Source organism: Geodermatophilus sp. SYSU D01045, assembly GCF_054050295.1.
This window is the reverse complement of record NZ_JBJGZB010000004.1, coordinates 97,933-119,793: the sequence shown is the minus strand read 5'-3', so window position 1 is coordinate 119,793 and position 21,861 is coordinate 97,933. Positions and strand designations below refer to the sequence as shown.

At 75.2% G+C, this 21,861-nt stretch carries 19 protein-coding genes; 17 read left to right on the top strand and 2 right to left on the bottom strand.

The genetic code is table 11. The annotated features are described in order from the left end of the window. The first annotated feature begins 2 nt into the window (after positions 1-2). The 12 genes from ACI798_RS04950 (at position 3) to ligA (ending at position 14,772) form a co-directional block, all read left to right on the top strand. Positions 3-1,154, top strand: a complete 1,152-nt coding sequence (locus ACI798_RS04950; protein ID WP_456940233.1) for an ABC transporter substrate-binding protein — start codon at positions 3-5, stop codon at positions 1,152-1,154. Next, entirely contained in the window at positions 1,130-2,053 is a 924-nt protein-coding gene (locus tag ACI798_RS04945; RefSeq protein WP_457047379.1) for an ABC transporter permease, read from the top strand. The genes ACI798_RS04950 and ACI798_RS04945 overlap by 25 nt, the downstream gene beginning before the upstream one ends. Continuing rightward, positions 2,050-2,937, top strand: coding sequence for an ABC transporter permease subunit (locus ACI798_RS04940; RefSeq protein WP_456940231.1), 888 nt, complete (start codon positions 2,050-2,052; stop codon positions 2,935-2,937). Before ACI798_RS04945 ends, ACI798_RS04940 begins: the two co-directional genes overlap by 4 nt. Next, positions 2,934-4,046 carry an ABC transporter ATP-binding protein gene (locus tag ACI798_RS04935; protein ID WP_457047378.1) on the top strand — a complete coding sequence of 371 codons (1,113 nt, stop codon included), beginning with the start codon at positions 2,934-2,936 and terminating at the stop codon, positions 4,044-4,046. Before ACI798_RS04940 ends, ACI798_RS04935 begins: the two co-directional genes overlap by 4 nt. A gap of 19 nt (positions 4,047-4,065) precedes the next feature. Then, positions 4,066-5,181, top strand: coding sequence for an L-cysteine desulfhydrase Cds1 (gene cds1 / locus ACI798_RS04930; protein ID WP_456940229.1), 1,116 nt, complete (start codon positions 4,066-4,068; stop codon positions 5,179-5,181). 117 nt (positions 5,182-5,298) lie between these two features. Continuing rightward, positions 5,299-6,078 carry an electron transfer flavoprotein subunit beta/FixA family protein gene (locus ACI798_RS04925; protein WP_456940228.1) on the top strand — a complete coding sequence of 260 codons (780 nt, stop codon included), beginning with the start codon at positions 5,299-5,301 and terminating at the stop codon, positions 6,076-6,078. Positions 6,079-6,116: 38 nt separating this feature from the next. After that, positions 6,117-7,079 (top strand): electron transfer flavoprotein subunit alpha/FixB family protein, encoded by a 963-nt coding sequence (locus ACI798_RS04920; protein WP_457047377.1) that lies wholly within the window; start codon positions 6,117-6,119, stop codon positions 7,077-7,079. Between the two features lie 141 nt (positions 7,080-7,220). Beyond that, a complete protein-coding gene (locus ACI798_RS04915; protein ID WP_456940226.1) occupies positions 7,221-8,402 on the top strand; it encodes a cysteine desulfurase family protein in 1,182 nt (393 codons plus the stop codon). 5 nt (positions 8,403-8,407) lie between these two features. Continuing rightward, entirely contained in the window at positions 8,408-9,475 is a 1,068-nt protein-coding gene (gene mnmA, locus ACI798_RS04910; protein ID WP_456940225.1) for a tRNA 2-thiouridine(34) synthase MnmA, read from the top strand. Positions 9,476-9,640: 165 nt separating this feature from the next. Beyond that, positions 9,641-11,491, top strand: a complete 1,851-nt coding sequence (locus tag ACI798_RS04905; protein ID WP_457047376.1) for a bifunctional metallophosphatase/5'-nucleotidase — start codon at positions 9,641-9,643, stop codon at positions 11,489-11,491. Positions 11,492-11,534: 43 nt separating this feature from the next. After that, positions 11,535-12,563: a methionine synthase gene (locus tag ACI798_RS04900; protein WP_456940223.1), complete on the top strand. Its 1,029-nt coding sequence runs from the start codon at positions 11,535-11,537 to the stop codon at positions 12,561-12,563. 58 nt (positions 12,564-12,621) lie between these two features. Continuing rightward, positions 12,622-14,772, top strand: coding sequence for an NAD-dependent DNA ligase LigA (gene ligA / locus ACI798_RS04895; protein ID WP_457047375.1), 2,151 nt, complete (start codon positions 12,622-12,624; stop codon positions 14,770-14,772). Between the two features lie 3 nt (positions 14,773-14,775). Here the strand turns inward: ligA and ACI798_RS04890 are convergent, their stop codons facing one another. Continuing rightward, positions 14,776-15,444, bottom strand: coding sequence for an ACT domain-containing protein (locus tag ACI798_RS04890; RefSeq protein WP_457047374.1), 669 nt, complete (start codon positions 15,442-15,444; stop codon positions 14,776-14,778). 185 nt (positions 15,445-15,629) lie between these two features. Here ACI798_RS04890 and gatC point away from each other — a divergent pair, with 185 nt between their 5' ends. The 4 genes from gatC to gatB are packed head-to-tail and all read left to right on the top strand — an operon-like array spanning position 15,630 to position 19,127. Next, on the top strand, positions 15,630-15,959 hold the full coding sequence (gene gatC, locus ACI798_RS04885; RefSeq protein ID WP_456929161.1) for an Asp-tRNA(Asn)/Glu-tRNA(Gln) amidotransferase subunit GatC: 330 nt from the start codon (positions 15,630-15,632) through the stop codon (positions 15,957-15,959). Next, positions 15,956-17,452, top strand: coding sequence for an Asp-tRNA(Asn)/Glu-tRNA(Gln) amidotransferase subunit GatA (gene gatA / locus ACI798_RS04880; RefSeq protein ID WP_457047373.1), 1,497 nt, complete (start codon positions 15,956-15,958; stop codon positions 17,450-17,452). The genes gatC and gatA overlap by 4 nt, the downstream gene beginning before the upstream one ends. Continuing rightward, a complete protein-coding gene (locus tag ACI798_RS04875) occupies positions 17,449-17,631 on the top strand; it encodes a hypothetical protein (RefSeq protein WP_456940218.1) in 183 nt (60 codons plus the stop codon). Before gatA ends, ACI798_RS04875 begins: the two co-directional genes overlap by 4 nt. Beyond that, the gene (gatB, locus tag ACI798_RS04870) at positions 17,628-19,127 is read left to right on the top strand and encodes an Asp-tRNA(Asn)/Glu-tRNA(Gln) amidotransferase subunit GatB (RefSeq protein WP_457047372.1); all 1,500 of its coding nucleotides are present in this window, start codon (positions 17,628-17,630) and stop codon (positions 19,125-19,127) included. The genes ACI798_RS04875 and gatB overlap by 4 nt, the downstream gene beginning before the upstream one ends. A 39-nt stretch (positions 19,128-19,166) precedes the next feature. On the opposite strand, the gene ACI798_RS04865 is transcribed toward gatB, so the two are convergent. Further along, positions 19,167-20,339: a PQQ-dependent sugar dehydrogenase gene (locus ACI798_RS04865; RefSeq protein WP_457047371.1), complete on the bottom strand. Its 1,173-nt coding sequence runs from the start codon at positions 20,337-20,339 to the stop codon at positions 19,167-19,169. Positions 20,340-20,472: 133 nt separating this feature from the next. Here ACI798_RS04865 and ACI798_RS04860 point away from each other — a divergent pair, with 133 nt between their 5' ends. After that, entirely contained in the window at positions 20,473-21,861 is a 1,389-nt protein-coding gene (locus ACI798_RS04860; protein ID WP_457047370.1) for an NAD(P)/FAD-dependent oxidoreductase, read from the top strand.

Here is a 21,861-nt window from a genome sequence, read left to right as displayed (position 1 = left end):
CCGTGCGCTCCACCCCCACCCTGAGGACCGCGACCGTGCTGGCGGCCGCGACCCTCGTGCTGACCGCCTGCGGCGGCGGCGACGACGGCGGCTCCGGAGGGGGAGGTGGCGGCTCGGACGCGGCCAGCGCCCGCTCCGCCGAGGACCTCGGCGGCATGGACGCCCTCGTCGAGGCGGCGCAGGCCGAGGGCGAGCTCAACGTCATCGCGTTGCCGCCGGACTGGGCGAACTACGGCGAGATCATCTCCGCCTTCGAGGAGGAGTACGGGATCACCGTCAACAGCGCCTCGCCCGACGGCACCAGCCAGGACGAGCTCAACGCCGTCGAGAGCCAGCGCGGCCAGGACCGGGCGCCCGACGTCCTCGACCTGGGCACCGCCTTCGCCCGCCAGGGCCAGGCGCAGGACCTGCTCGCGCCCTACCGGGTGGAGACCTGGGACGACATCCCCGAGGGCCAGAAGGACCCCGAGGGGTACTGGTACAACGACTACGGCGGCTACATCTCCATCGGCTGCAACGCCACGGCGATCGCCGAGTGCCCGACCAGCTTCGAGGACCTGCTCGACCCGCAGTACGCCGGCCAGGTCGCGCTCAACGGCAACCCGACGCAGGCCGCGGCCGCCTTCGCCGGCGTCTGGGCGGCGTCGCTGGCCAACGGCGGCAGCCTCGACGACATCGGCCCGGGCATCGACTTCTTCGCCCAGGTCAAGGAAGTCGGCAACTTCAACCCGGTCGAGATCACCCCGGCCACCATCCAGAGCGGCGAGACGCCGCTGGCCATCGACTGGGACTACCTCAATGCCGGCCTCACGGGGACCCTCGCCGAGCAGGGCGTCGAGTGGCAGGTCGCCGTCCCCTCCGACGGGCTGTTCGGCGGCTACTACAGCCAGGCGATCAGCGCCTACGCCCCGCACCCGGCCGCCGCGCGGCTGTGGCAGGAGTTCCTGTACAGCGACCGCGGCCAGAACCTGTACCTGGCCGGCGGCGCCCGGCCGGTCCGGCTGCCGGCGATGCAGGAGGCCGGGACCGCCGACGCCGAGGCGCTGGCCGCCCTGCCGCCGGTCGAGGGCACCGCGGACTTCCCGACCCAGGAGCAGGAGAGCGCCGCCCAGCAGGTGGTCGCCACCCGGTGGAACCAGGAGATCTCCGGCTGAGCACCGCACCCGCCCCCGCCGCGCCGGCGTCCCGCAGGGGACGCCGGCGCGGTGCGCTGCTGCCCGCGCTGGGCGTCCTGCCGTTCCTGCTCTACGTCGCGGTCTTCCTGCTGCTGCCGGTCGGCGTGCTCGCCGCGGAGGCCTTCCGCGCCACCGACCCGGTCACCTTCGAGGAGACCTGGTCGACGGCGAACATCGGCACGGTCACCGGCGGCGCCTACGCCCGCGCCTACCTCGGCAGCCTGCAGCTGTCGGCCGTCACCGCGGTGCTGGGCGCGGTGCTCGGCCTGGCGCTGGCCTTCGCCGTCGTCGGCACCCGCCGCGGCCGGGTGCTGCGCCGCCTGGTGCTCACCGCCTCGGGCGTGCTGGCCAACTTCGGCGGCGTCCCGCTGGCGTTCGCGTTCATCGCCACCATCGGCACCTCCGGCGTCGTCACCGCCCTGCTGACCGACGCGCTCGGCCTCGACGGCTTCTCGCTGTACTCGATGACCGGCCTGGCGCTGGTCTACCTGTACTTCCTGGTGCCGCTGATGGTGCTGACCATCGTGCCGGCGGTCGAGGCGCTGCGACCGCAGTGGCGGGAGGCCTCCGACGTCCTCGGCGCCAGCCGCCGGCAGTACTGGCGTCACGTCGGCGGTCCGGTCCTCCTCCCGCCGGTGCTGGGCGCCACGATGCTGCTGTTCGCCTCCGCGTTCGCCGCCTACGCCACGGCCAAGGCGCTGGTCGGCTCGAGCCTGCCGCTGGTGACGCTGCAGATCGCCGACTCGCTGTCGAGCAACGTCGTCGTCGGCGCGGAGAACCTGGGCAAGGCGCTGGCCCTGGGGATGGTCGTCCTCGTCGGGCTGGTGATGGTCTTCTACACCTGGGTGCAGCGACGCACGTCGCGGTGGCTGGCGTGAGCGCCACCGCGACCGGCCTGTCCACCGCGGCCGTGACCGGCGGCGTCGAGCCGGAGACCCCGGTCCGGGCCCGCCGGCGGAGCCGTGGGGGGTGGCGGTGGGCCGTCTTCGCCGTCCTCGGCCTGTACTTCCTCGTGCCGCTGGGCGCCTCGGTGTGGTTCACCGTCCGGGGCCGCGACGGGGTCACCGCCGACGCCTACACCGGCATCCCGGGCGCCGAGGGGTTCGCCGAGAACTTCGGCCGCTCGCTGCTGCTCGGGGTGCTCACCGTCGCGATCGCGCTGCTGCTCGTGGTGCCCACGGTGGTGCTCGTCGAGCTGCGGCTGCCGCGGCTGCGCCCGCTGGTCGAGTTCCTCACCCTGGTGCCGCTGCTGCTGCCGCCGATCGCGCTGGTCGTCGGCGTGCGCAGCGTGCTGGCCTGGGCGCCCGACCACTTCTACGGCACCCCGCTCGCCGAGGCGTTCTTCGCCCTCCAGGAGCCGGCGCTGCCGTGGATCCTGGTGCTCGTCTACGCCGTGCTGGCGCTGCCGTTCGTCTACCGGGCGCTCGACGCCGGCGTCCGCGGCGCCCAGCTGCGCACGCTCACCGAGGCCGCGCGGGTGCTCGGCGCCTCCTGGCCGCGGGTGATGACCTCGGTCGTCCTGCCCGTGCTGCGGACGTCGGTGCTCAACGCCGCCTTCCTCACCCTGGCGCTGGTGCTGGGCGAGTTCACCGTCGCCAACATCCTCGGCTTCGAGACCTTCCCCACCTGGATCGTGCGCATCTCCGGCTCGCAGACGCGGCTGTCGGTGGCGGTCTCGGTGCTCTCGCTGCTGCTCACCTGGGTGCTGCTGCTGCTCATCTCCGCGCTGGACCGCCGGCGCCGCGAGGAGGACCCCGCATGACCGCCGTCCCCACGGCCGCCCGCGCGGCCGCGCCCGCCGACCTGCGCGAGCAGGCGCCGGTCGCGGTCCGCCTGGAGGGGCTGACCCGCCGCTACGGCTCGCTGCTCGCGCTCGACGGGCTCGACCTGGAGATCGGGGGAGGGGAGTTCCTCGCCCTGCTCGGGCCGTCGGGCTGCGGCAAGACGACGGCGCTGCGCGCGATCGCCGGCTTCGAGGTGCCGGACGCCGGCCGGGTCTGGTTCGACCGCCGCGACGTCACCGGGATCCCGCCGTCGAAGCGCGACGTCGGCATGGTGTTCCAGGCCTACAGCCTCTTCCCGAACATGACCGTGGCCGAGAACGTCGCGTACGGGCTGCGGGTGCGCCGCCGGGGCAGGGAGGAGCGCGCCGGGCGGGCCGCGGAGCTGCTGGAGCTGGTCGGGCTCGCCGACCGCGGGCAGCGCTACCCGCACCAGCTCTCCGGCGGCCAGCAGCAGCGGGTGGCGCTGGCCCGCGCGCTCGCCGTCGCGCCACAGGTGCTGCTGCTCGACGAGCCGCTGTCGGCGCTGGACGCCCAGGTGCGCGTGCAGCTGCGCGAGGAGATCCGCCGCATCCAGCTCGAGCTGGGCACCACCACGGTGTTCGTCACCCACGACCAGTCCGAGGCGCTGTCGGTGGCCGACCGGGTCGGCGTCATGCGCGCCGGCCGGCTCGAGCAGGTGGCCTCGCCCGACGAGCTCTACGAGCGCCCGGCGACGGCGTTCGTGGCGGGCTTCGTCGGCACGATGAACCGCATCCCGGCCGTCCTCGGCGACGGCGACGTCGAGTTCCTCGGCGTGCGCCGCGAGGTGCTCGGCGCCGCCCCGCCGTCCGGTCCCGCGTTCGCGTTGGTGCGGCCCGAGGCGCTGGAGGTCGTCGAGGACCCGCGCGGGGTGGGCCGCGTGGTCACCCGCACGTTCTCCGGCGCCACCACCCGCCTGGCGGTCGCGCTGCCCGACGGCGTCGAGGTGCAGGCCGACGTCCCCAGCGCCGGGAGCCAGGGCCTCACGCCGGGGACGGCGGTCACCGTCACCCCGGCCGAGCGCCCCGCCCTGGTCGAGCCCGCGGGGGAGGGCCCGGCGGCCGGCTGAGGTGCACGAGGATGGCCGGGTGAGCGAGCGCCCGCCCCCCGAGGTCACCGACGTCGACCGGTCCGACCCCGCCGGGCGGGCGTGGGTGGAGCGGGCGATCGCCGTCGTCGAGGCCGACGCCGTGCGCAGCGCCGACACCCACCTGCTCGTCTACCCGCTGCCGCCGGAGTGGGGCGTCGACCTCTACCTCAAGGACGAGTCGACCCACCCGACCGGCAGCCTCAAGCACCGGCTGGCCCGCTCGCTGTTCCTGCACGCGCTGTGCTCGGGCTGGATCACCGAGGGCAGCACCGTCGTCGAGGCCTCCAGCGGGTCGACGGCGGTCAGCGAGGCCTACTTCGCCCGGATGCTGGGCCTGCCGTTCGTCGCGGTCATGCCCGCCTCGACCAGCCCGGAGAAGGTGGCGCTCATCGAGTTCGCCGGCGGGCGCTGCCACTTCGTCGACCGCGCCCCGGACGTCTACGACGAGGCGCGCCGGCTGGCCGCCGAGTGCGGCGGGCACTACCTCGACCAGTTCAGCAACGCCGAGCGGGCCACCGACTGGCGGGGCAACAACACCATCGCCGAGTCGGTGTTCGAGCAGATGGCGCTGGAGCGCCACCCGGTGCCGGAGTGGGTCGTCGTCGGCGCGGGCACCGGCGGCACCAGCGCGACCTTCGGCCGCTACCTGCGCTACCGGCGGCACCCCACCCGGCTCGCCGTCGTCGACCCGGAGAACTCCGCGTTCTTCCCCGGCTGGGTGGAGGACGAGCCGGCCTGGACCACCGGGATGCCGTCGCGGATCGAGGGGATCGGCCGGCCGCGGGTCGAGCCGTCGTTCCTGCCCTCGGTGGTCGACCGGATGATCCGCGTCCCCGACGCCGCGTCGCTGGCGGCGGTGCGGCACCTGGAGCGGGTGACCGGCCGGCTGGCCGGCGGCTCGACCGGCACCAACCTGTGGGGCGCGTTCCGGCTGGTCGCGGAGATGGTCGCCGAGGGGCGGACCGGCAGCGTGGTCACCCTGCTCTGCGACGGCGGGGAGCGCTACGCGCACACCTACCACTCCGACGTCTGGGTGGCCGAGCACGGACTGGACCTCGAGCCCCACCGGGCGGTCCTCGAGGAGTTCACCGCCACCGGCCGCTGGACGGCGTGACGGGGCTCACCGGCACCCCGGTGAGCCGCCCCGTTACCCCGCAGTAACCTCCACTATCGGAGCCAGGCGGGCCGCGGCCCGCGTCCCCCATGACCGACTGCGGAGGTAGGTCTGGCGATGAACATCGTCGTTCTGGTCAAGCAGGTCCCCGACTCGGGCACCCAGCGCTCGCTGGACCCGTCGGACAACACCGTCGCCCGCGCGACCGCGGACAACGTCATCAACGAGATCGACGAGTACGCGATCGAGGAGGCGCTGCAGGTCAAGGAGGCGCAGGGCGGTGAGGTCACCGTGCTGACCGTCGGCCCGGGCAGCGCCACCGACGCGATCCGCAAGGCCCTGTCGATGGGCGCGGACAAGGCCGTCCACGTGCAGGACGACGCCATCCACGGCTCGTGTGCGATCCAGACCTCGGCGGTCCTCGCCGCGGCGCTGCAGCAGCTCGAGTACGACCTGGTCCTCATGGGCGCCACGTCGACCGACGGCCAGATGGGCGTCATGCCGGCGCTGCTGTCCGAGCGGCTGGGCATCCCGCAGGTCTCGGGCGCCCGCAAGCTCACCGTCGAGGGCTCGACGGTGAAGGTGGAGCGGCAGACCGACGGCGGCTACTGGGCCCTGGAGGCCCCGCTGCCGGCCATCGTGTCCACCTGGGACACCATCAACGAGCCGCGCTACCCCTCCTTCAAGGGGATCATGGCCGCGAAGAAGAAGCCGGTGGAGAGCCGGTCACTGGCCGACCTGGGCGTGGACGCCTCGGCCGTGGGCCTGGCCACCGCCACCAGCCAGGTCCTCGACTTCGCCGGCCGCCCGCCGAAGGGCGAGGGCGTCAAGGTCACCGACGAGGGCAACGGCGCCGAGGAGCTCGTGGGCTTCCTCGCCGCCCAGAAGCTCGTCTGACCCGGCCCGGATCGAAGCGAAGAGGAGACTGAACAGCCATGGCAGAGGTCCTGGTCCTCGTCGAGCTGAACCCGGCCGACGGCACCGTCCGCAAGGGCACCCTCGAGGCGCTCACCGCCGCACGCGCGCTGGGTGAGGTCTCGGCGGTCGTCGCCGGCGGCCCCGGCGTCGCCGCCGGCGCCCGCGAGCAGCTCGCCCAGTACGGCGCGGCGAAGGTCTACGTCGCCGAGTCCCCGGAGATCGACGACTACCTCGTCGCCCCCAAGGCCGAGGTGCTCGCCCAGCTGGTGCAGCAGGCGTCCCCGGCCGCCGTCGTCATCCCGTCCTCCCCGGAGGGCCGGGAGGTCGCCGCGCGGCTGGCGCTCAAGACCGGCAGCGGCTTCCTCACCGACGTCAGCGAGATCGCCGCCGACGGCACCGCCACCCAGGTGGTCTTCGCCGGCCAGCAGATCGTGCACTCGAAGGTGACGACCGGCACGCCGGTCTACACGCTGCGCGGCAACTCGGTCACCCCCGAGCCGGCCCCCGCCGCCGGCGAGGAGGTCCCGGTCGAGGTCAGCCTGTCCGACCAGGCGAAGCAGACCCGCGTGGTCGACCGGGTCGTGGAGCAGAAGAGCAACCGGCCCGAGCTGACCGAGGCCTCGATCGTCGTCTCCGGTGGCCGCGGTGTGGCCAGCGCCGAGAACTTCTCGATCATCGAGGCCCTGGCCGACTCGCTCGGCGCCGCCGTCGGTGCCTCGCGCGCCGCGGTCGACTCCGGCTTCTACCCGCACAGCTTCCAGGTCGGGCAGACCGGCAAGACCGTCTCGCCGCAGCTCTACATCGCCGTCGGCATCTCCGGCGCGATCCAGCACCGCGCGGGCATGCAGACCTCGAAGACCATCGTGGCCGTCAACAAGGACCCCGAGGCCCCGATCTTCGAGCTGGCCGACTTCGGCGTCGTCGGCGACCTGTTCCAGGTCGTCCCGGCCGCCACCGAGAAGATCGCCGCTCGGAAGTAGTCGGAGCACCCCGCTGCAGGGGTCGTTCCGGTCCGTCACCAGATGGGCGCCGATCCCCACGGGGGTCGGCGCCCGTCGCCGTTCCCGGGGGTCACCGGCGTCACCCGAGCGGGTCCGTCGTGCGCGACTAACCTGGGCGGAGTGACCTACCTCGACCACGCGGCGACCACGCCGGTGCTCCCCGAGGTCCTGGCCGCGATGACCGAGCAGCTCGGCCGGGTGGGCAACGCCTCCTCGCTGCACGCGAGCGGCCGGGCCGCGCGGCGGGCCGCCGAGCAGTCCCGGGAGCGGCTGGCCGAGGCGCTGGGCGCCCGCCCGTCGGAGGTGCTGTTCACCGGCGGCGGCACCGAGAGCGACAACCTCGCGGTGAAGGGCCTGTACTGGGCGCGGCGGGAGGCCGACTCGCGCCGGCGGCGGCTCGTGGTGAGCCCGGCCGAGCACCACGCCGTCCTCGACAGCGCCGAGTGGCTGGCCAAGCACGAGGGCGCGGAGGTCACCTGGCTGCGCCTGGAGCCCACCGGGCGGGTGACGCCGGAGGCGCTGGCCGACGCGCTGGGCGACGGCTCGGACGTCGCGATGGCCAGCGTCATGTGGGCCAACAACGAGATCGGCACGGTCAGCGACGTCGCCGCGCTGGCGGAGGTGGCGCACGCGGCCGGGGTGCCGCTGCACACCGACGCGGTGCAGGCCGTCGGCCAGGTGCCGGTGGACTTCGCCGCCAGCGGCGTCGACGCGCTCACCATGACCGGCCACAAGCTCGGCGGCCCGATGGGCGCCGGCGTGCTGCTGCTGCGCCGCGACGCCGAGTGTATGCCGCTGCTGCACGGCGGCGGCCAGGAGCGGGACGTCCGCTCGGGCACCCTCGACGTGGCGGCCATCGTCGGCCTCGCCGTCGCCGTGACCACCGCCGTCGCCTCCCGGCCCGAGCGCGTCGCCCGGCTGGCCGCGCTGCGCGACCGGCTGGTGGCCGGGGTGCTCGAGCAGGTCCCCGACGCCGAGCTCAACGGCGCCCCGCTCGACGACGTCGTGGCGGGCAGGCCCGGGCGGCTGCCGGGCAACGCGCACCTGTCCTTCCCCGGCGCCGAGGGCGACGCGCTGCTCATGCTGCTCGACGCCCGCGGCATCGAGTGCTCGACCGGGTCCGCGTGCAGCGCCGGGGTGGCCCGGCCCAGCCACGTGCTGACCGCGGTCGGCGCCGACGCCGCGCGGGCGCGCAGCTCGCTGCGGTTCAGCCTGGGCTCGCCGAGCACCGGCGAGGACGTCGACGCGCTGCTGGCCGTGATCGCCCCGGTCGTGGAGCGCGCCCGCGGGGCGGGGAGGTAGCGACGGTGCGCGTGCTCGCCGCGATGAGCGGGGGAGTGGACAGCGCGGTCGCCGCGGCGCTGGCGGTCGACGCCGGCCACGACGTCACCGGGGTGCACCTCGCGCTCTCGCCGGACCGGCAGACGCTGCGCAGCGGCGCCCGCGGCTGCTGCAGCGTCGAGGACGCCCACGACGCCCGGCGGGTCGCCGACGAGCTCGGCATCCCGTTCTACGTCTGGGACCTCGCCGAGCGGTTCACCGAGGACGTCGTCGAGGACTTCGTCGCCGAGTACGCCGCCGGCCGCACGCCCAACCCGTGCCTGCGGTGCAACGAGCGGATCAAGTTCACCGCGGTGCTCGACCGGGCGCTGGCGCTGGGCTTCGACGCCGTCGTCACCGGCCACCACGCGCGGCTGGCGGACGGGGAGCTGCGCCGGTCGGTGGACGCGGCCAAGGACCAGTCCTACGTCCTCGGCGTGCTCACCCCCCGCCAGCTGGCCGGGGCGGTGTTCCCGCTGGGGTCGACGACCAAGGAGCGGGTGCGCGCGATCGCCGCCGAGCGCGGGTTCGCCGTCGCCACCAAGCCCGACTCGCACGACATCTGCTTCATCCCCGACGGCGACACCCGCGGCTTCCTCACCCGGCGGCTGGGGACGGCGCCCGGGCCGGTCGTCGACGCCGCCACCGGCGCCACCGTCGGCACGCACGAGGGCACGCACGGGTTCACCGTCGGGCAGCGGCGCGGGCTGGGCATCGCCGTCGGCGACCAGCGGCCGCGCTACGTGCTCTCCATCGAGCCGGTCACCCGGACCGTGACGGTGGGGACCGCCGAGCTCGCCGGCGTCGCGGAGGTCCGCACCGGCCGGCCGACGTGGACCGGGGCGGCCCCGGAGCTCCCGCTGCGCGCGGAGGTGCAGCTGCGGGCGCACGCCACCGCCGTCCCCTGCACGGTGACCGCCGGTGCCGACGGCGGCCTGGTGATCGCGCTCGACGAGGCGCAGCGCGGTGTCGCGCCCGGACAGTCGGCCGTCCTCTACGCGCCCGACCCGGAGCGGGGCGACCTGGTGCTCGGTCAGGGGACCGTCAGCGGCTGACCGCCCGACACCTGATCGTCACCTGGAGGACGTGGTGCCGGAACCGTCCGTCACCTACCGTGTCGGCCGAGCCACTTCCTGAGCACGGCTACGTAGCTCGGCTCACGACCCCCGCCCGGGCCGCCGTCTCCGATGGCCCGCTCCGCATGTCCTCCGGAGGACTCCTTGCGCCGAACGCGCTTCCCCCTCGCCGCCGCCGTCGCGGTGGCGACCACGGCCGGTCTCGTGGCCGTCCCGAGCGCGGCCCAGGCCGCGCCCAAGGACGTGACCGTCCAACTGCTGGCCATGAACGACTTCCACGGCCGGATCACGCCGCAGACCGGGACCGACGGCTCGCTGGCTACCTCCCCAGGGCCGAACGGCACCTACGGCAACTCCGACGACGTCACCGTCCCGGTCGGCGGTGCGGCACAGATCGCGGCCACCGTGCAGCGGCTCGAGTCCGCCTTCAAGGACACGACGCAGGGGCCGTCGACCTCGCTGTTCGTCGGCGCCGGTGACCTGGTCAGCGCCTCGCCGTTCGAGTCGAGCGTCTTCAAGGACGAGCCGACGATCGAGGCGCTCAACGCCATGGGCCTGGACGTCTCGTCGGTGGGCAACCACGAGTTCGACCGGGGCACCGAGGAACTGCGCCGCATCTCCGCCGCCACGGACGGCACGTACAGCGACGACGTCGAGGCCTGCCAGGGCGTCACCCCGGGCGTCGACGGCTGCTTCGGCGAGGACGAGCACGCCTTCCACGGCGCCGAGTTCCCCTACCTGGCCGCCAACGTCATCGACAAGGCCACCGGCCAGCCGATGCTGCCGCCGTACCAGGTCTTCCGGACGCCGGCGAACCAGCGCTTCGCGCTCATCGGGGTGGTCACCGAGACCACTCCGACCATCGTGTCGCCGACCGGCATCACCGACGTCACGTTCATCGACGAGGCCGAGGCGATCAACCGCTGGGTCCCCGAGCTGCAGCGGCAGGGCATCCAGGCCATCGGCGTGCTGATCCACGAGGGCGGCACGGTCACCGACCCGAACGCCCAGCCCTTCGTCAACGGCTGCGCCGGTCTGTCGGGCCCGATCGTCGACATCAACAACCGGACGTCGTCCGCTGTCGACTTGATCATCAGCGCCCACACGCACAACGCCTACAACTGCCGCCTGAACGATCCGGACGGCACGCCGCGACTGGTCACCCAGGCCGGCTTCTACGGCCGTCTCGTGACCGACATCCGGCTGCCCATCAGCCGGACCACCGGCGACGTCAACCGCGCTTCGGCCGCCTACGCGGCCACCAACGTGCCGGTGACCCGCGAGGCTGCCGACCCCGAGGTGCAGTCGATCGTCGACTACTGGAACGCCCGCGCCGCCGAGCCCGGCAACGTGGTCGTCGGCACTGTCAGCGGCCCGCTGCTGCGGGCGCGGGCCGCGGACGGTGTGACCGTCGTCCGCAACGACGAGTCGGTCCTGGGGACCTTCGTCGCCAACGCGCAACTGGCCGGGGCACAGGCGCGACCGGAGCTGCTGTCCCCGGTGGTCGCCTTCATGAACCCCGGTGGTCTGAGGACCGACGTCGCCGCCGGTGAGGTCACCTTCCGGGAGCTCTTCGACGTCCAGCCGTTCAGCAACACCGTCAACACGATCACGCTGACCGGCGGGGCCATCGACGACGTGCTCGAGCAGCAGTTCCGCGGGCTCCCGGACGGGTCGCAGGACCTGGTCCTGTCCACCTCCGACGGCTTCCGTTACGAGTACGACCGCAGCCGGGCCGAGGGGGACCGGGTGTTCGACTGCTCGATCACCATCAACGGCACCCCGGTGAGCCCGACCGGCACCTACCGGGTCGCGGCGAACTCGTTCCTCGCCGGCGGCGGGGACTCCTTCACCGCGTTCCGGACCGGGACGAACCAGGTCACCGGCCCCGTCGACGTGGACACGTCGGAGGACTACCTCCGCGCCAACACCCCGCTGACGCCGCCCACGGGCGACCACGCGATCCCGGTGACGACGCCCAGCTGCGCCGCCTGACCGGGAGGGTGGCCACGGCGGCGGCGGTACTACCGTCGCCGCCGTGGCCACCCCGACCGAGCCCGACCCGACCAGCACCGACCCGAGGCCGGCTCCCGCACCGTGGGGGCCGGCCTCGGGCGTCGGGTCGCTGCCCGGCACCGACCCGGCCGAGGCGCTGCGGGTCGTCCTCGGGGAGCTGCCGGGCCTGCCGCACCTGCCCGAGCTGCCCGCCCGCGGCGCGGGCGCCGACCTGCTCGGCCGCAGCGCCGCGCTGCTGGTCGACCTCGCCGTGGACCTCACGCCCGCCGGCTGGCGCCTCGTGCCGCGCCCCGGCCGGGACCTGCGCCGCGCCCAGGAGTTCCTCGCCCGCGACCTCGACGCCCTGCACGACGTCGCCGGCGACCACCGCGGACCGTTCAAGGTGCAGGCCGCGGGGCCGTGGACGCTGGCCGCCGGCCTCGAGCGCGAGCGCGGCGAGCGGGCCGTCGTCGACGCCGGCGCCCGGCGCGACCTCGGGCAGTCGCTGGCCGAGGGCATCGCCGCGCACGTCGCGGCCGTCACCGCACGGGTGCCCGGCGCCCAGGTCGTCGTCCAGCTCGACGAGCCCTCGCTGCCGGCGGTCCTCCAGGGCGCGCTGCCGACGGCGAGCGGCTTCGGCCGGCTGCCCGCCGTCGCCGCCCCCGACGTCGAGGCGGAGCTCGGCGCCGTCGTGGCCGCGCTGCCCGTCCCGGTGGTCGTGCACTGCTGCGCGGACCGGGCGCCGCTGGACCTCCTGCGCGCCACCGGCGCGGCCGGGCTGTCGTTCGACCTCGGGCTGGTCCAGGACCTCGACGCCGTCGGCGCCGCCGTCGAGGCCGGCACCCACCTGCTGCCCGGCGTCGTCCCCGGGACCGACGCGCCGCTGCCGGCGCCGAAGGCCACCGCCTCGCGGCTGCGCGCCTGGTGGCGCGAGCTCGGCTTCCCGGCCGATGCGCTGCACGAGGCGGTCACCCTCACCCCGGCCTGCGGGCTGGCCGGCGCGAGCCCCGCGTACGCGCGGGCGGCGATGGCCCACGTCCGCGAGGCCGCGCGGTACCTGCTGCCCGAGTGACCGACACCCGATCGGGCGGACCGGCACCGGAGTCACACCCGGCGGATACCGTGCCCGCGTGAGCACGGACGCCGAGCTGGACACCCCGCAGGTCCCCGCGGTCGCCGACCGGGAGGACCTCACCGAGGTCCCCGACGACGCGCGCACCCGCCACCGCGACCTCTCCGAGGAGCTCGACCGCTACGCCTTCGCGTACTACGTGCGCGACGAGCCGCTGGTCAGCGACGGCCAGTACGACGAGCTCATGGCCCGGCTCAAGGCCATCGAGGCCGACCACCCGGCGCTGGTGACGCCGGACTCGCCGAGCCAGAAGGTCAACGGCGGGTTCACCGCCACCTTCGCGCCCGTGCAGCACCTCGAGCGCATGCAGAGCCTGGACAACGTGTTCGACGGCGACGAGCTGTCGGCGTGGGCCGGCCGGGTCACCCGCGACGCCGGGGCGGGCGTGCGCTGGCTGTGCGAGCTCAAGGTCGACGGGGTCGCGGTCGCGCTGGTCTACGAGGACGGCCGGCTGGTCCGCGCGGCCACCCGCGGCGACGGGACGACGGGGGAGGACGTCACCCCCAACGTGCGCACGATGGCCGACGTCCCGCAGCAGCTCACCGGCGACGACGTCCCCGCGCTGCTCGAGGTCCGCGGCGAGATCTACTTCCCGACGGCGGCCTTCGCCGACGTCAACGCCGGCATGGTCGAGCAGGGCAAGCCGCCGTTCGCCAACCCGCGCAACGCCGCGGCGGGCTCCCTGCGGCAGAAGGACCCGCGGGTGACCGCCTCCCGGCCGCTGCGGCTGGTGGTGCACGGCCTCGGCGCGCGGCGCGGCTTCGAGCCGGAGCGGCAGTCGGAGGCCTACGAGCGGCTGCGCGCGCTCGGCCTGCCGGTGAGCGACCGGTTCGCGGTGGTCGACGACCTCGAGGCGGCGTGGGCCTACATCGAGCGCTACCGCGAGCAGCGGCACTCGGTGGAGCACGAGATCGACGGCGTCGTGCTCAAGGTGGACCAGGTCGCCCTGCAGCGCCGGCTGGGCTCGACCTCCCGGGCGCCGCGCTGGGCGATCGCGTTCAAGTACCCGCCGGAGGAGGCCACCACCAAGCTCCTCGACATCCGGGTCAACGTCGGCCGCACGGGCCGCGTGACGCCGTTCGCCTACATGGAGCCGGTCAAGGTCGCCGGCTCCACCGTGCAGCTGGCCACGCTGCACAACGCCGGCGAGGTGAAGCGCAAGGGCGTGCTCATCGGTGACACGGTCGTCATCCGCAAGGCCGGCGACGTCATCCCCGAGGTGCTCGGCCCCGTCGTCGCCGCGCGCACCGGCGACGAGACCGAGTTCGTCATGCCGACGCACTGCCCCGAGTGCGGCACCGAGCTGCGGCACGAGAAGGAGGGCGACGCCGACATCCGCTGTCCCAACGCGCGGTCCTGCCCCGCGCAGCTGCGGGAGCGGGTGTTCCACGTCGCCGGGCGCGGGGCCTTCGACATCGAGGTGCTCGGCTACGAGGCCGCGATCGCGCTGCTGGCCGAGCAGCTGCTCGAGGACGAGGGCGACGTCTTCGACCTCACCGAGGACAAGCTGCGCCACACGTCGTTCTTCACGAAGAAGGACGGCGACCTCTCGGCCAACGGGCAGCGCCTGCTGGCCAACCTGCAGTCGCGCAAGGACGTCCCGCTGTGGCGGGTGCTGGTCGGGCTGTCGATCCGGCACGTCGGCCCGACCGCCGCGCAGGCGCTCGCCCGCGACTTCCGCTCGCTGGACCGGATCGCCGAGGCGTCGGAGGAGGAGCTCGCCGCCGCGGACGGCGTGGGCCCCACCATCGCCCGCTCGGTGCGCGACTGGTTCGCCGTCGACTGGCACCGCGAGGTCGTGGAGAAGTGGCGCCGGGCCGGGGTGAAGCTGGCCGACGCCGGGGAGGACGCCCCGCCCGGGCCGCTGACCGGCGTCACCGTCGTCGTCACCGGGTCGCTGCGGGACTACAGCCGCGACCAGGCGATCGCCGCGATCCAGGAGCGCGGGGGCAAGGTGACCGGCTCGGTGTCGAAGAAGACCGGCTTCGTGGTGGTCGGCGCCGACCCCGGCAGCAAGTACGACAAGGCCGTGCAGGTCAAGGCGCCGGTCCTCGACGACGACGGCCTGCGGGTGCTGCTCGAGGAGGGGCCCGAGGCCGCCCGCGCCGTCGCGACGATCGGCGACGGGAGCGAGCCGGCGGCGGAGTAGGCGCTACGCCGGGGGCAGGTGGGCGACGCTGGCCGCGATCCCGGTGAGGTGGGTCAGCCGCAGCAGCTCCGAGCGGCGGTAGGCGGGACCGCCCGAGCGCCCCAGGACGACGGCGGTGCGCGGGTCGCCGAAGGGTGCGGCCATCATCTCGACGGCCATCTCCCGCCACCGCTCGGGCAGCCAGTCGTCCTCGCTGGGCAGCAGCCGGGGCGAGGCCAGCGGCAGCCACGGCAGCTGCACGCCCTCGAACGCCGGTGCCGCGTCGGAGGCGGCCAGCGCCTCGCAGCCGCCGTCGTCGTCGGCGTGCAGCACAGCCGCCCAGCCGCTGTGGAACACACGCGGCAGCTCGGCGGCCAGCAGCTTGACCGCGGTGCCCTCGGCCGCCCGCGCCAGCCCCTCGAGCAGGTCGAGCTCGCGGTGGGTGTCCAGCGGCCCGGCGAAGGGGCGCAGCGTCTCCACCTGCACGCCGGGCACCGAGTGCACGGCGGTGATCAGGCTGTCGGGCAGCCGGCCGGGCGGGAGATCGACCACGACGTCGTCGACGGCGACGCCGCCGCCGCGCTCGAGCACGTCGACCGAGACGATGTCGACGCCCGCCGTGCCCAGCGCGGTCGCCACCGCGCCGAGCAGGCCGGGGCGGTCGGGCACGACCAGCCGCAGGAGATAGGACACGGGTGCCTCCGCAGGCGACGAGGTGAGCCGATCTCCGTCGATCGTGGTCCGAGCAGCTTCCCGCATGCGCCGCCCGGGGTCGAGCACCGCGCCCGGCCGGACCGGCGCCGCACCCGCCCCACGTACAGTGAACAGGTTGCGTCCCTGGCGCCGGCCGGCGCCGACGACAGGAGTCCTCCCCGAGCATGAGCCCGACCACGCCCGACCGCGGAGCGTCGCCCGCCCTCGGCCGCCAGGACATCGCGCACCTCGCGCGACTGGCCCGGCTGGCCGTCACCGACGAGGAGCTCGACCGCTTCGCCGGCCAGCTGGGCGCGGTCCTCGACGCGGTGGCCCAGGTGCAGCGCGCCGACGTCGAGGACGTCGCCCCGATGACCCACGCCGTCCCGCTGACCAACGTGCTGCGTGACGACGTCGCCACGCCCTGCCTGCCGCGCGACGCCGTCCTGGCCGGCGCGCCCGCCGCCGAGGACGACCGCTTCCGCGTGCCGCGCATCCTGGGGGAGGAGGAGTGAGCGACCTCACCGCGCTGCCGGTCACCGCGCTGCAGAGCGCGCTCGCCGCCGGCGAGACCTCCGCCGTCGAGGTCACCCGCGCCCACCTGGACCGGATCGCCGCCGAGGACGGCGACCTCGGCGCCTACCTGCACGTCGACCCCGAGGCCGCGCTCCGGCGGGCCGGCGAGATCGACGCCTCCGGCACCGCCGGCACGGGGCTGGCCGGCATCCCGGTCGCGCTCAAGGACGTCTTCGTCACCGAGGGCGTGCCCACCACCAGCGGCTCGCGGATCCTCGAGGGCTGGCGCCCGCCGTACTCGGCCACCGTCGCCACCCGGCTGCACGAGGCCGGCACGGTGCTGCTCGGCAAGACCAACATGGACGAGTTCGCGATGGGCTCGTCCACCGAGAACTCCGCCTACCGGGTCACCCGCAACCCGTGGGACCGCGACCGCATCCCCGGCGGCTCGTCGGGCGGCTCCAGCGCCGCGGTCGCCGGCCGGCTCGCCCCGTTCGCGCTCGGCACCGACACCGGCGGCTCGATCCGCCAGCCCGCGGCGGTCACCGGCCTGGTCGGCCACAAGCCCACCTACGGCTCGGTGTCGCGCTACGGCCTGATCGCGTTCTCCTCCAGCCTCGACCAGGCCGGCCCGATGGCCCGCACGGTCATGGACGCCGCCCTGCTGCACGAGGCGATCGGCGGCCACGACCCGGCCGACTCCACCAGCATCGACGCCCCGGTGCCCACCGTCGTCGAGGCCGCCCGCCACGGCGCCGGCGGCGACCTGTCCGGCCTGCGGGTCGGCGTCGTCCGGGAGCTCGGCGGCGAGGGCGCGCGCGAGGGCTACGACGCCGGCGTGCTCGAGCGGTTCGCCGAGGCGGTCGCGCTGCTGGAGGCGGCCGGCGCCGAGGTGCGCGAGGTGTCCTGCCCGTCGTTCGGGCTGGCGCTGCCGGCGTACTACCTGATCGCGCCGAGCGAGGCGTCGTCGAACCTGGCCCGCTTCGAGGGCATGCGGTTCGGCATCCGGGTCGGCGACGACGGCACCCGCGACATCGACGAGGTCATGGCGCTCACCCGCGAGCAGGGCTTCGGAGCCGAGGTCAAGCGCCGGATCATCCTCGGCACCTACGCGCTGTCGGCGGGCTACTACGACGCCTACTACGGCCAGGCGCAGAAGGTCCGCTCGCTCATCACCCGCGACTTCTCCGCGGCCTTCGACGGCGGCGTCGACGTGCTGGTCAGCCCGACCAGCCCGACGGTGGCCTGGCCGCTGGGCGCCCGCGTCGACGACCCGCTGGCCATGTACGCCGCCGACCTGTGCACGCTGCCCGCGAGCCTGGCCGGCGTCCCGGCCATCTCGGTGCCGTGCGGGCTGTCCGAGGGGCTGCCCGTCGGCCTGCAGGTGATGGCGCCGGCGCTGGCCGACGACCGCTGCTACCGGGTCGCCGCCGCGGTCGAGGCGGCCCAGGGCGCGCCGCTGGCCGACCGGCTCGCGGAGCGTGCCGCGTGACCGGCCCGCTCAAGGTCGCGTGGGGCCTGGTGGCCTTCGTCGTCCTGGCCGGCCTGGTGCTCTGGCTGACCACCGGCCGGGCCGTCTTCGCCGTCTTCATCGTCCTGGGCCTGCTGACCGGCGTCGGTGCCTGGGTCACCGGCCGCAGCACCACCCCGAAGGGAGGGCCCACCCCGTGACCGAGTCCCTCGTCGACTTCGACGACGTCCTCACCCGGTACGAGCCGGTCATCGGCCTGGAGACCCACGTCGAGCTGGGCACCGAGTCGAAGATGTTCTGCGGCTGCTCGACGGCGTTCGGCGCCGAGCCCAACACCCAGACCTGCCCGGTCTGCCTCGGCCTGCCCGGCTCGCTGCCGGTGGCCAACGCCGCCGCCGTCGAGTCGACCATCCGGATCGGCCTGGCGCTGGGCTGCCGGATCGCGTCCTGGTCGCGCTTCGCCCGGAAGAACTACTTCTACCCGGACATCCCCAAGGGCTTCCAGACCAGCCAGTACGACGAGCCGCTGTGCACCGCCGGGCACCTCGACGTCGAGGTGGACGGCGAGACCTACCGCGTGGAGATCGAGCGGGTGCACCTCGAGGAGGACACCGGCAAGAACCTGCACGTCGGCGGCGCCACCGGCCGCATCCACGGCGCCGACCACTCGCTGGTCGACTTCAACCGGGCCGGCATCCCGCTGGTGGAGATCGTCACCCGCCCCGTGGCCGGCGCCGGCGCGAAGGCCCCCGAGGTCGCCCGCGCCTACGTCACCGAGCTGCGCGAGATCATCCAGACCCTCGGCGCCTCGGACGTGCGGATGGAGCAGGGCAGCCTGCGCTGCGACGTCAACACCTCGCTCGCGCCGATCGGCAGCCTGGAGTGGGGCACCCGCACCGAGACCAAGAACGTCAACTCGCTGCGGTCGGTGGAGCGGGCGGTGCGCTACGAGATGCGCCGGCAGGCCGCCGTCCTCGACGCCGGCGGGCGGGTGCTGCAGGAGACCCGGCACTTCCACGAGGACACCGGCAGCACCTCGCCGGGCCGCAGCAAGGAGGAGGCGACCGACTACCGGTACTTCCCCGAGCCGGACCTCGTGCCGCTCGCCCCGGACGCCGAGTGGGTGGAGAAGCTGGCGGCCGGGCTGCCCGAGCTGCCCGCCGCCCGCCGCCGGCGGCTGCAGGAGGAGTGGGGCCTGTCGGCCACCGAGATGACCTGGCTGGTCAACGCCGGGGCGCTCGGCCTGGTCGAGCAGACCGTCGCCGCCGGCGCCACGCCGGCCGACGCGCGCAAGTGGTGGCTGGGCGAGCTCGCCCGCCGGGCCAACGACGCCGGCGTGGAGCTCGCCGACCTCGCCGTCACCCCGGCGCAGGTCGCCGAGCTGACGACGCTGGTCGCCGAGGGGACGGTCAACGACAAGCTGGCCCGGCAGGCGCTCGACGGCGTCCTGGCCGGCGAGGGCGACCCGCGCGCCGTCGTCGAGGCCCGCGGCCTGGCGGTGATGGGGGAGTCCGACGAGCTCGTCGCCGCCGTCGAGGCCGCGATCGGCGGTGCCCCCGACGTGGTGGAGAAGGTGCGCTCGGGCAAGGTCCAGGCGCTCGGCGCGCTGGTCGGCCAGGTCATGAAGGCCACCCGCGGCCAGGCCGACGCCCCGACCGTGCGGCGGATGCTCGAGGAGCGCGTCCTCGGCAGCTGAGGCCGGAGCACCCCCGCGGACCTCCGCGGGGGTGCCGCCTCAGACGGGGGAGCTGCCGGTCGACGACGGCGGCAGGATCCGCAGCACCTTGTCGTCGTCCTCGGCGGGGGTGCCGATGCCGTCCCGGTTGGACGTGGTCACCCACAGCCCGCCCTCGCTGTCGAGGACGACCGTGCGCAGCCGGCCGTAGCGGCCGGTGATCAGCTCGGTCGGCTCCTCGCTGACCCCGCCGTCGCCGTCGAGCTGGACGACGTGCACCCGCTGGCCGTCGAGCGCGCCGAGGAACACCGTGGTCCCCGCCGCCGTGCAACCGCCCAGGCCGCCCTCGGCGTTGCCGACCTCGAGCAGCGGCGCGATCGTCCCGGCGCCCCCGGCCGGCCAGCCGTGGTCGCTGCCCTCGACCAGCTCGTTGAGCTCGTCGGGCCCGGCGGTGGACTCGTCGACGGCGTAGAGCGTGCCCGCCTCGTCGCCGGACGGGCAGACCGCCGTGACGTCGGAGAAGCCGCGGCTGAAGACCGGGCCCGTACCGGTCACGGGCTGGCCGAACACGTCGACGTGCAGCACCTTGCCGCCCAGCGAGGCCGGGTCCTGCGCCAGCGCCGGGTTGCCGGTGTCGCCGGTGCCGACGAACAGGGTGCCGTCGGGGGCGAACACGAGCCCGCCGCCGTTGTGCACCTCGCCGCGGGGGATGCCGGTGAGCACCGGGTTGGGCGTGCCGCCGAGCGGGAAGCGGACGACGCGGTTGTCGGTGGCCGTCGAGACGTAGGCGTAGAACAGCCCGTCCTCGTCGAACGTGGGGGACAGCGCCAGGCCGAGCAGCCCGCCGTCGCCGCCGGTGTCGACGCCGGGCAGGACCATGAGCTCCTGCGCGGGGGACCGGTCGGGGAAGACGTGCAGCAGCCGGCCGGTCTCGCGCTCGCCGACGACCGCGCTGCCGTCGGGCAGCACGACCAGCCCGGTGGGCACGACCAGGTCGGTGGCGACGACGTTCGGGTCCCCGGCGCTGGTGCCGGAGCCGGGGTCCGCGGGGTCGCCGGGCGAGGGCGCCGGGGAGGACTCGGTGGGCGGCGCGACCTCGGGCGGCGCCCCCTCGGGCAGCGGCCGGAAGGGCCCGGCCGGCTCGTAGCCGTCCCCGCCGCAGCCGGCCAGCACGAACGCCAGGGCGACCGCGCAGCCCGCCACGGCGCGCCGCCGTCCCCGCTGCCGCCTCACCCGCCCCACAGTACGGGCGGAACGCCACCGGCAGCCGCACGCCGGGCGCCGTCCGGCACGCGCGCAGCGCCCCGGAGCGGTGCCCGTCCCCGGTAGGTTGCCGACCTCACCCGGGCGAGCAGCGGAGGCCGGCATGCGCATCGCGGGAGACGGCGGCGGGCGGCCGCGGGTGGTCACGGTCGGCGGCGGCTTCGCCGGGCTCACCGCCCTGCGCCGGCTGCAGCGGCTGCTCCCCGCGGACGCCGCCGACCTGGTCCTGGTCACCCCGACGGACTACCTGCTCTACAGCCCGCTGCTGCCCGAGGTGGCCACCGGCGTGGTCGAGGCGCGGCACATCGCGGTGTCGTTGCGGCGCCTGCTGCCCCGGGTGCGCCTGGTCCTCGGCCGGGTCGAGGACGTCGACCCGGCCGGTCACTCGCTGACCCTGCGGCCCGCGCACGGGAGCCCGACGGCGATGTCGTGGGACCGGCTGCTCCTCACGCCCGGCGCGGTCACCCGCCAGGTGCCGGTCCCCGGGGTCCCCGAGCACGGCCGGGCGCTCAAGACGCTGGTCGAGGCGGTGTTCCTCCGCGACCACCTGCTCGAGCAGCTCGACCTCGCCGACGCCCTGCCCGACACCCCGGCCGGCCGCGCCGAGCGCGCCGCGCGGCTCACCGTGGTCGCCGTCGGCGCGGGCTACACCGGCACCGAGGTGGTCGCCCAGACCCAGCGCTGGCTGCGCCGGATCGAGAGCCGGTGGGACCGCACCCGCGCGGAGGAGGTGCGGTGGGTGCTCGTCGACCTCGCGCCCGCGGTCCTGCCGGAGCTGGGTCCCGAGCTCGGCCGCCGCGCGCTGGACGTGCTCGCCCGCCGCGGGGTCGACGTCCGCCTGCGCACGTCGGTCGTCTCCGCCGACGAGGACGCCGTCGTCCTGACCGACGGCGAGACGATCCCGACCCGCACGCTGGTGTGGGGCGCCGGGGTGGTCGCGCACCCGCTGGTCGGCCGGCTGGGGCTGCCGCTGCGCCGGGGCCGGCTCGCCGTCGACCCCGACCTCGCCGTCCCCGGCGCGCCCGGGGTGTGGGCCGCCGGCGACGCCGCCGCCGTCCCCGACCTCGCCGCCGGGGAGCAGGACGGCGAGCTGCCGGACACCCCGCCGACGGCGCAGCACGCCCAGCGGCAGGGCGCCGTGCTCGGCCGCAACGTGGCCGCCAGCCTGGGCGTCGGGCGGCCCCGCCGGTACCGGCACCGCGACCTCGGCCTGGTCGCCGACCTCGGCGGCTGGGACGCCGTGGCCCGGCCGCTGGGCGTGCCGCTGACCGGGCCGCTGGCCAAGGTCGTCACCCGCGGCTACCACCTCTACGCGCTGCCCGCGATGGCCAACCGGGTCCGGGTCGCGGCCGACTGGCTGTTCCAGACGGTGCTGCCGCCGGAGTCCACCCAGCTGTCGGTGGTCCGGCCCGAGGACGCGCGGATCGCCACCGCGCAGGGGATCGCTCCCCAGGCGGTTCCCGGCCGGGAGGTCGCTGCGGGCGCCTCCTAG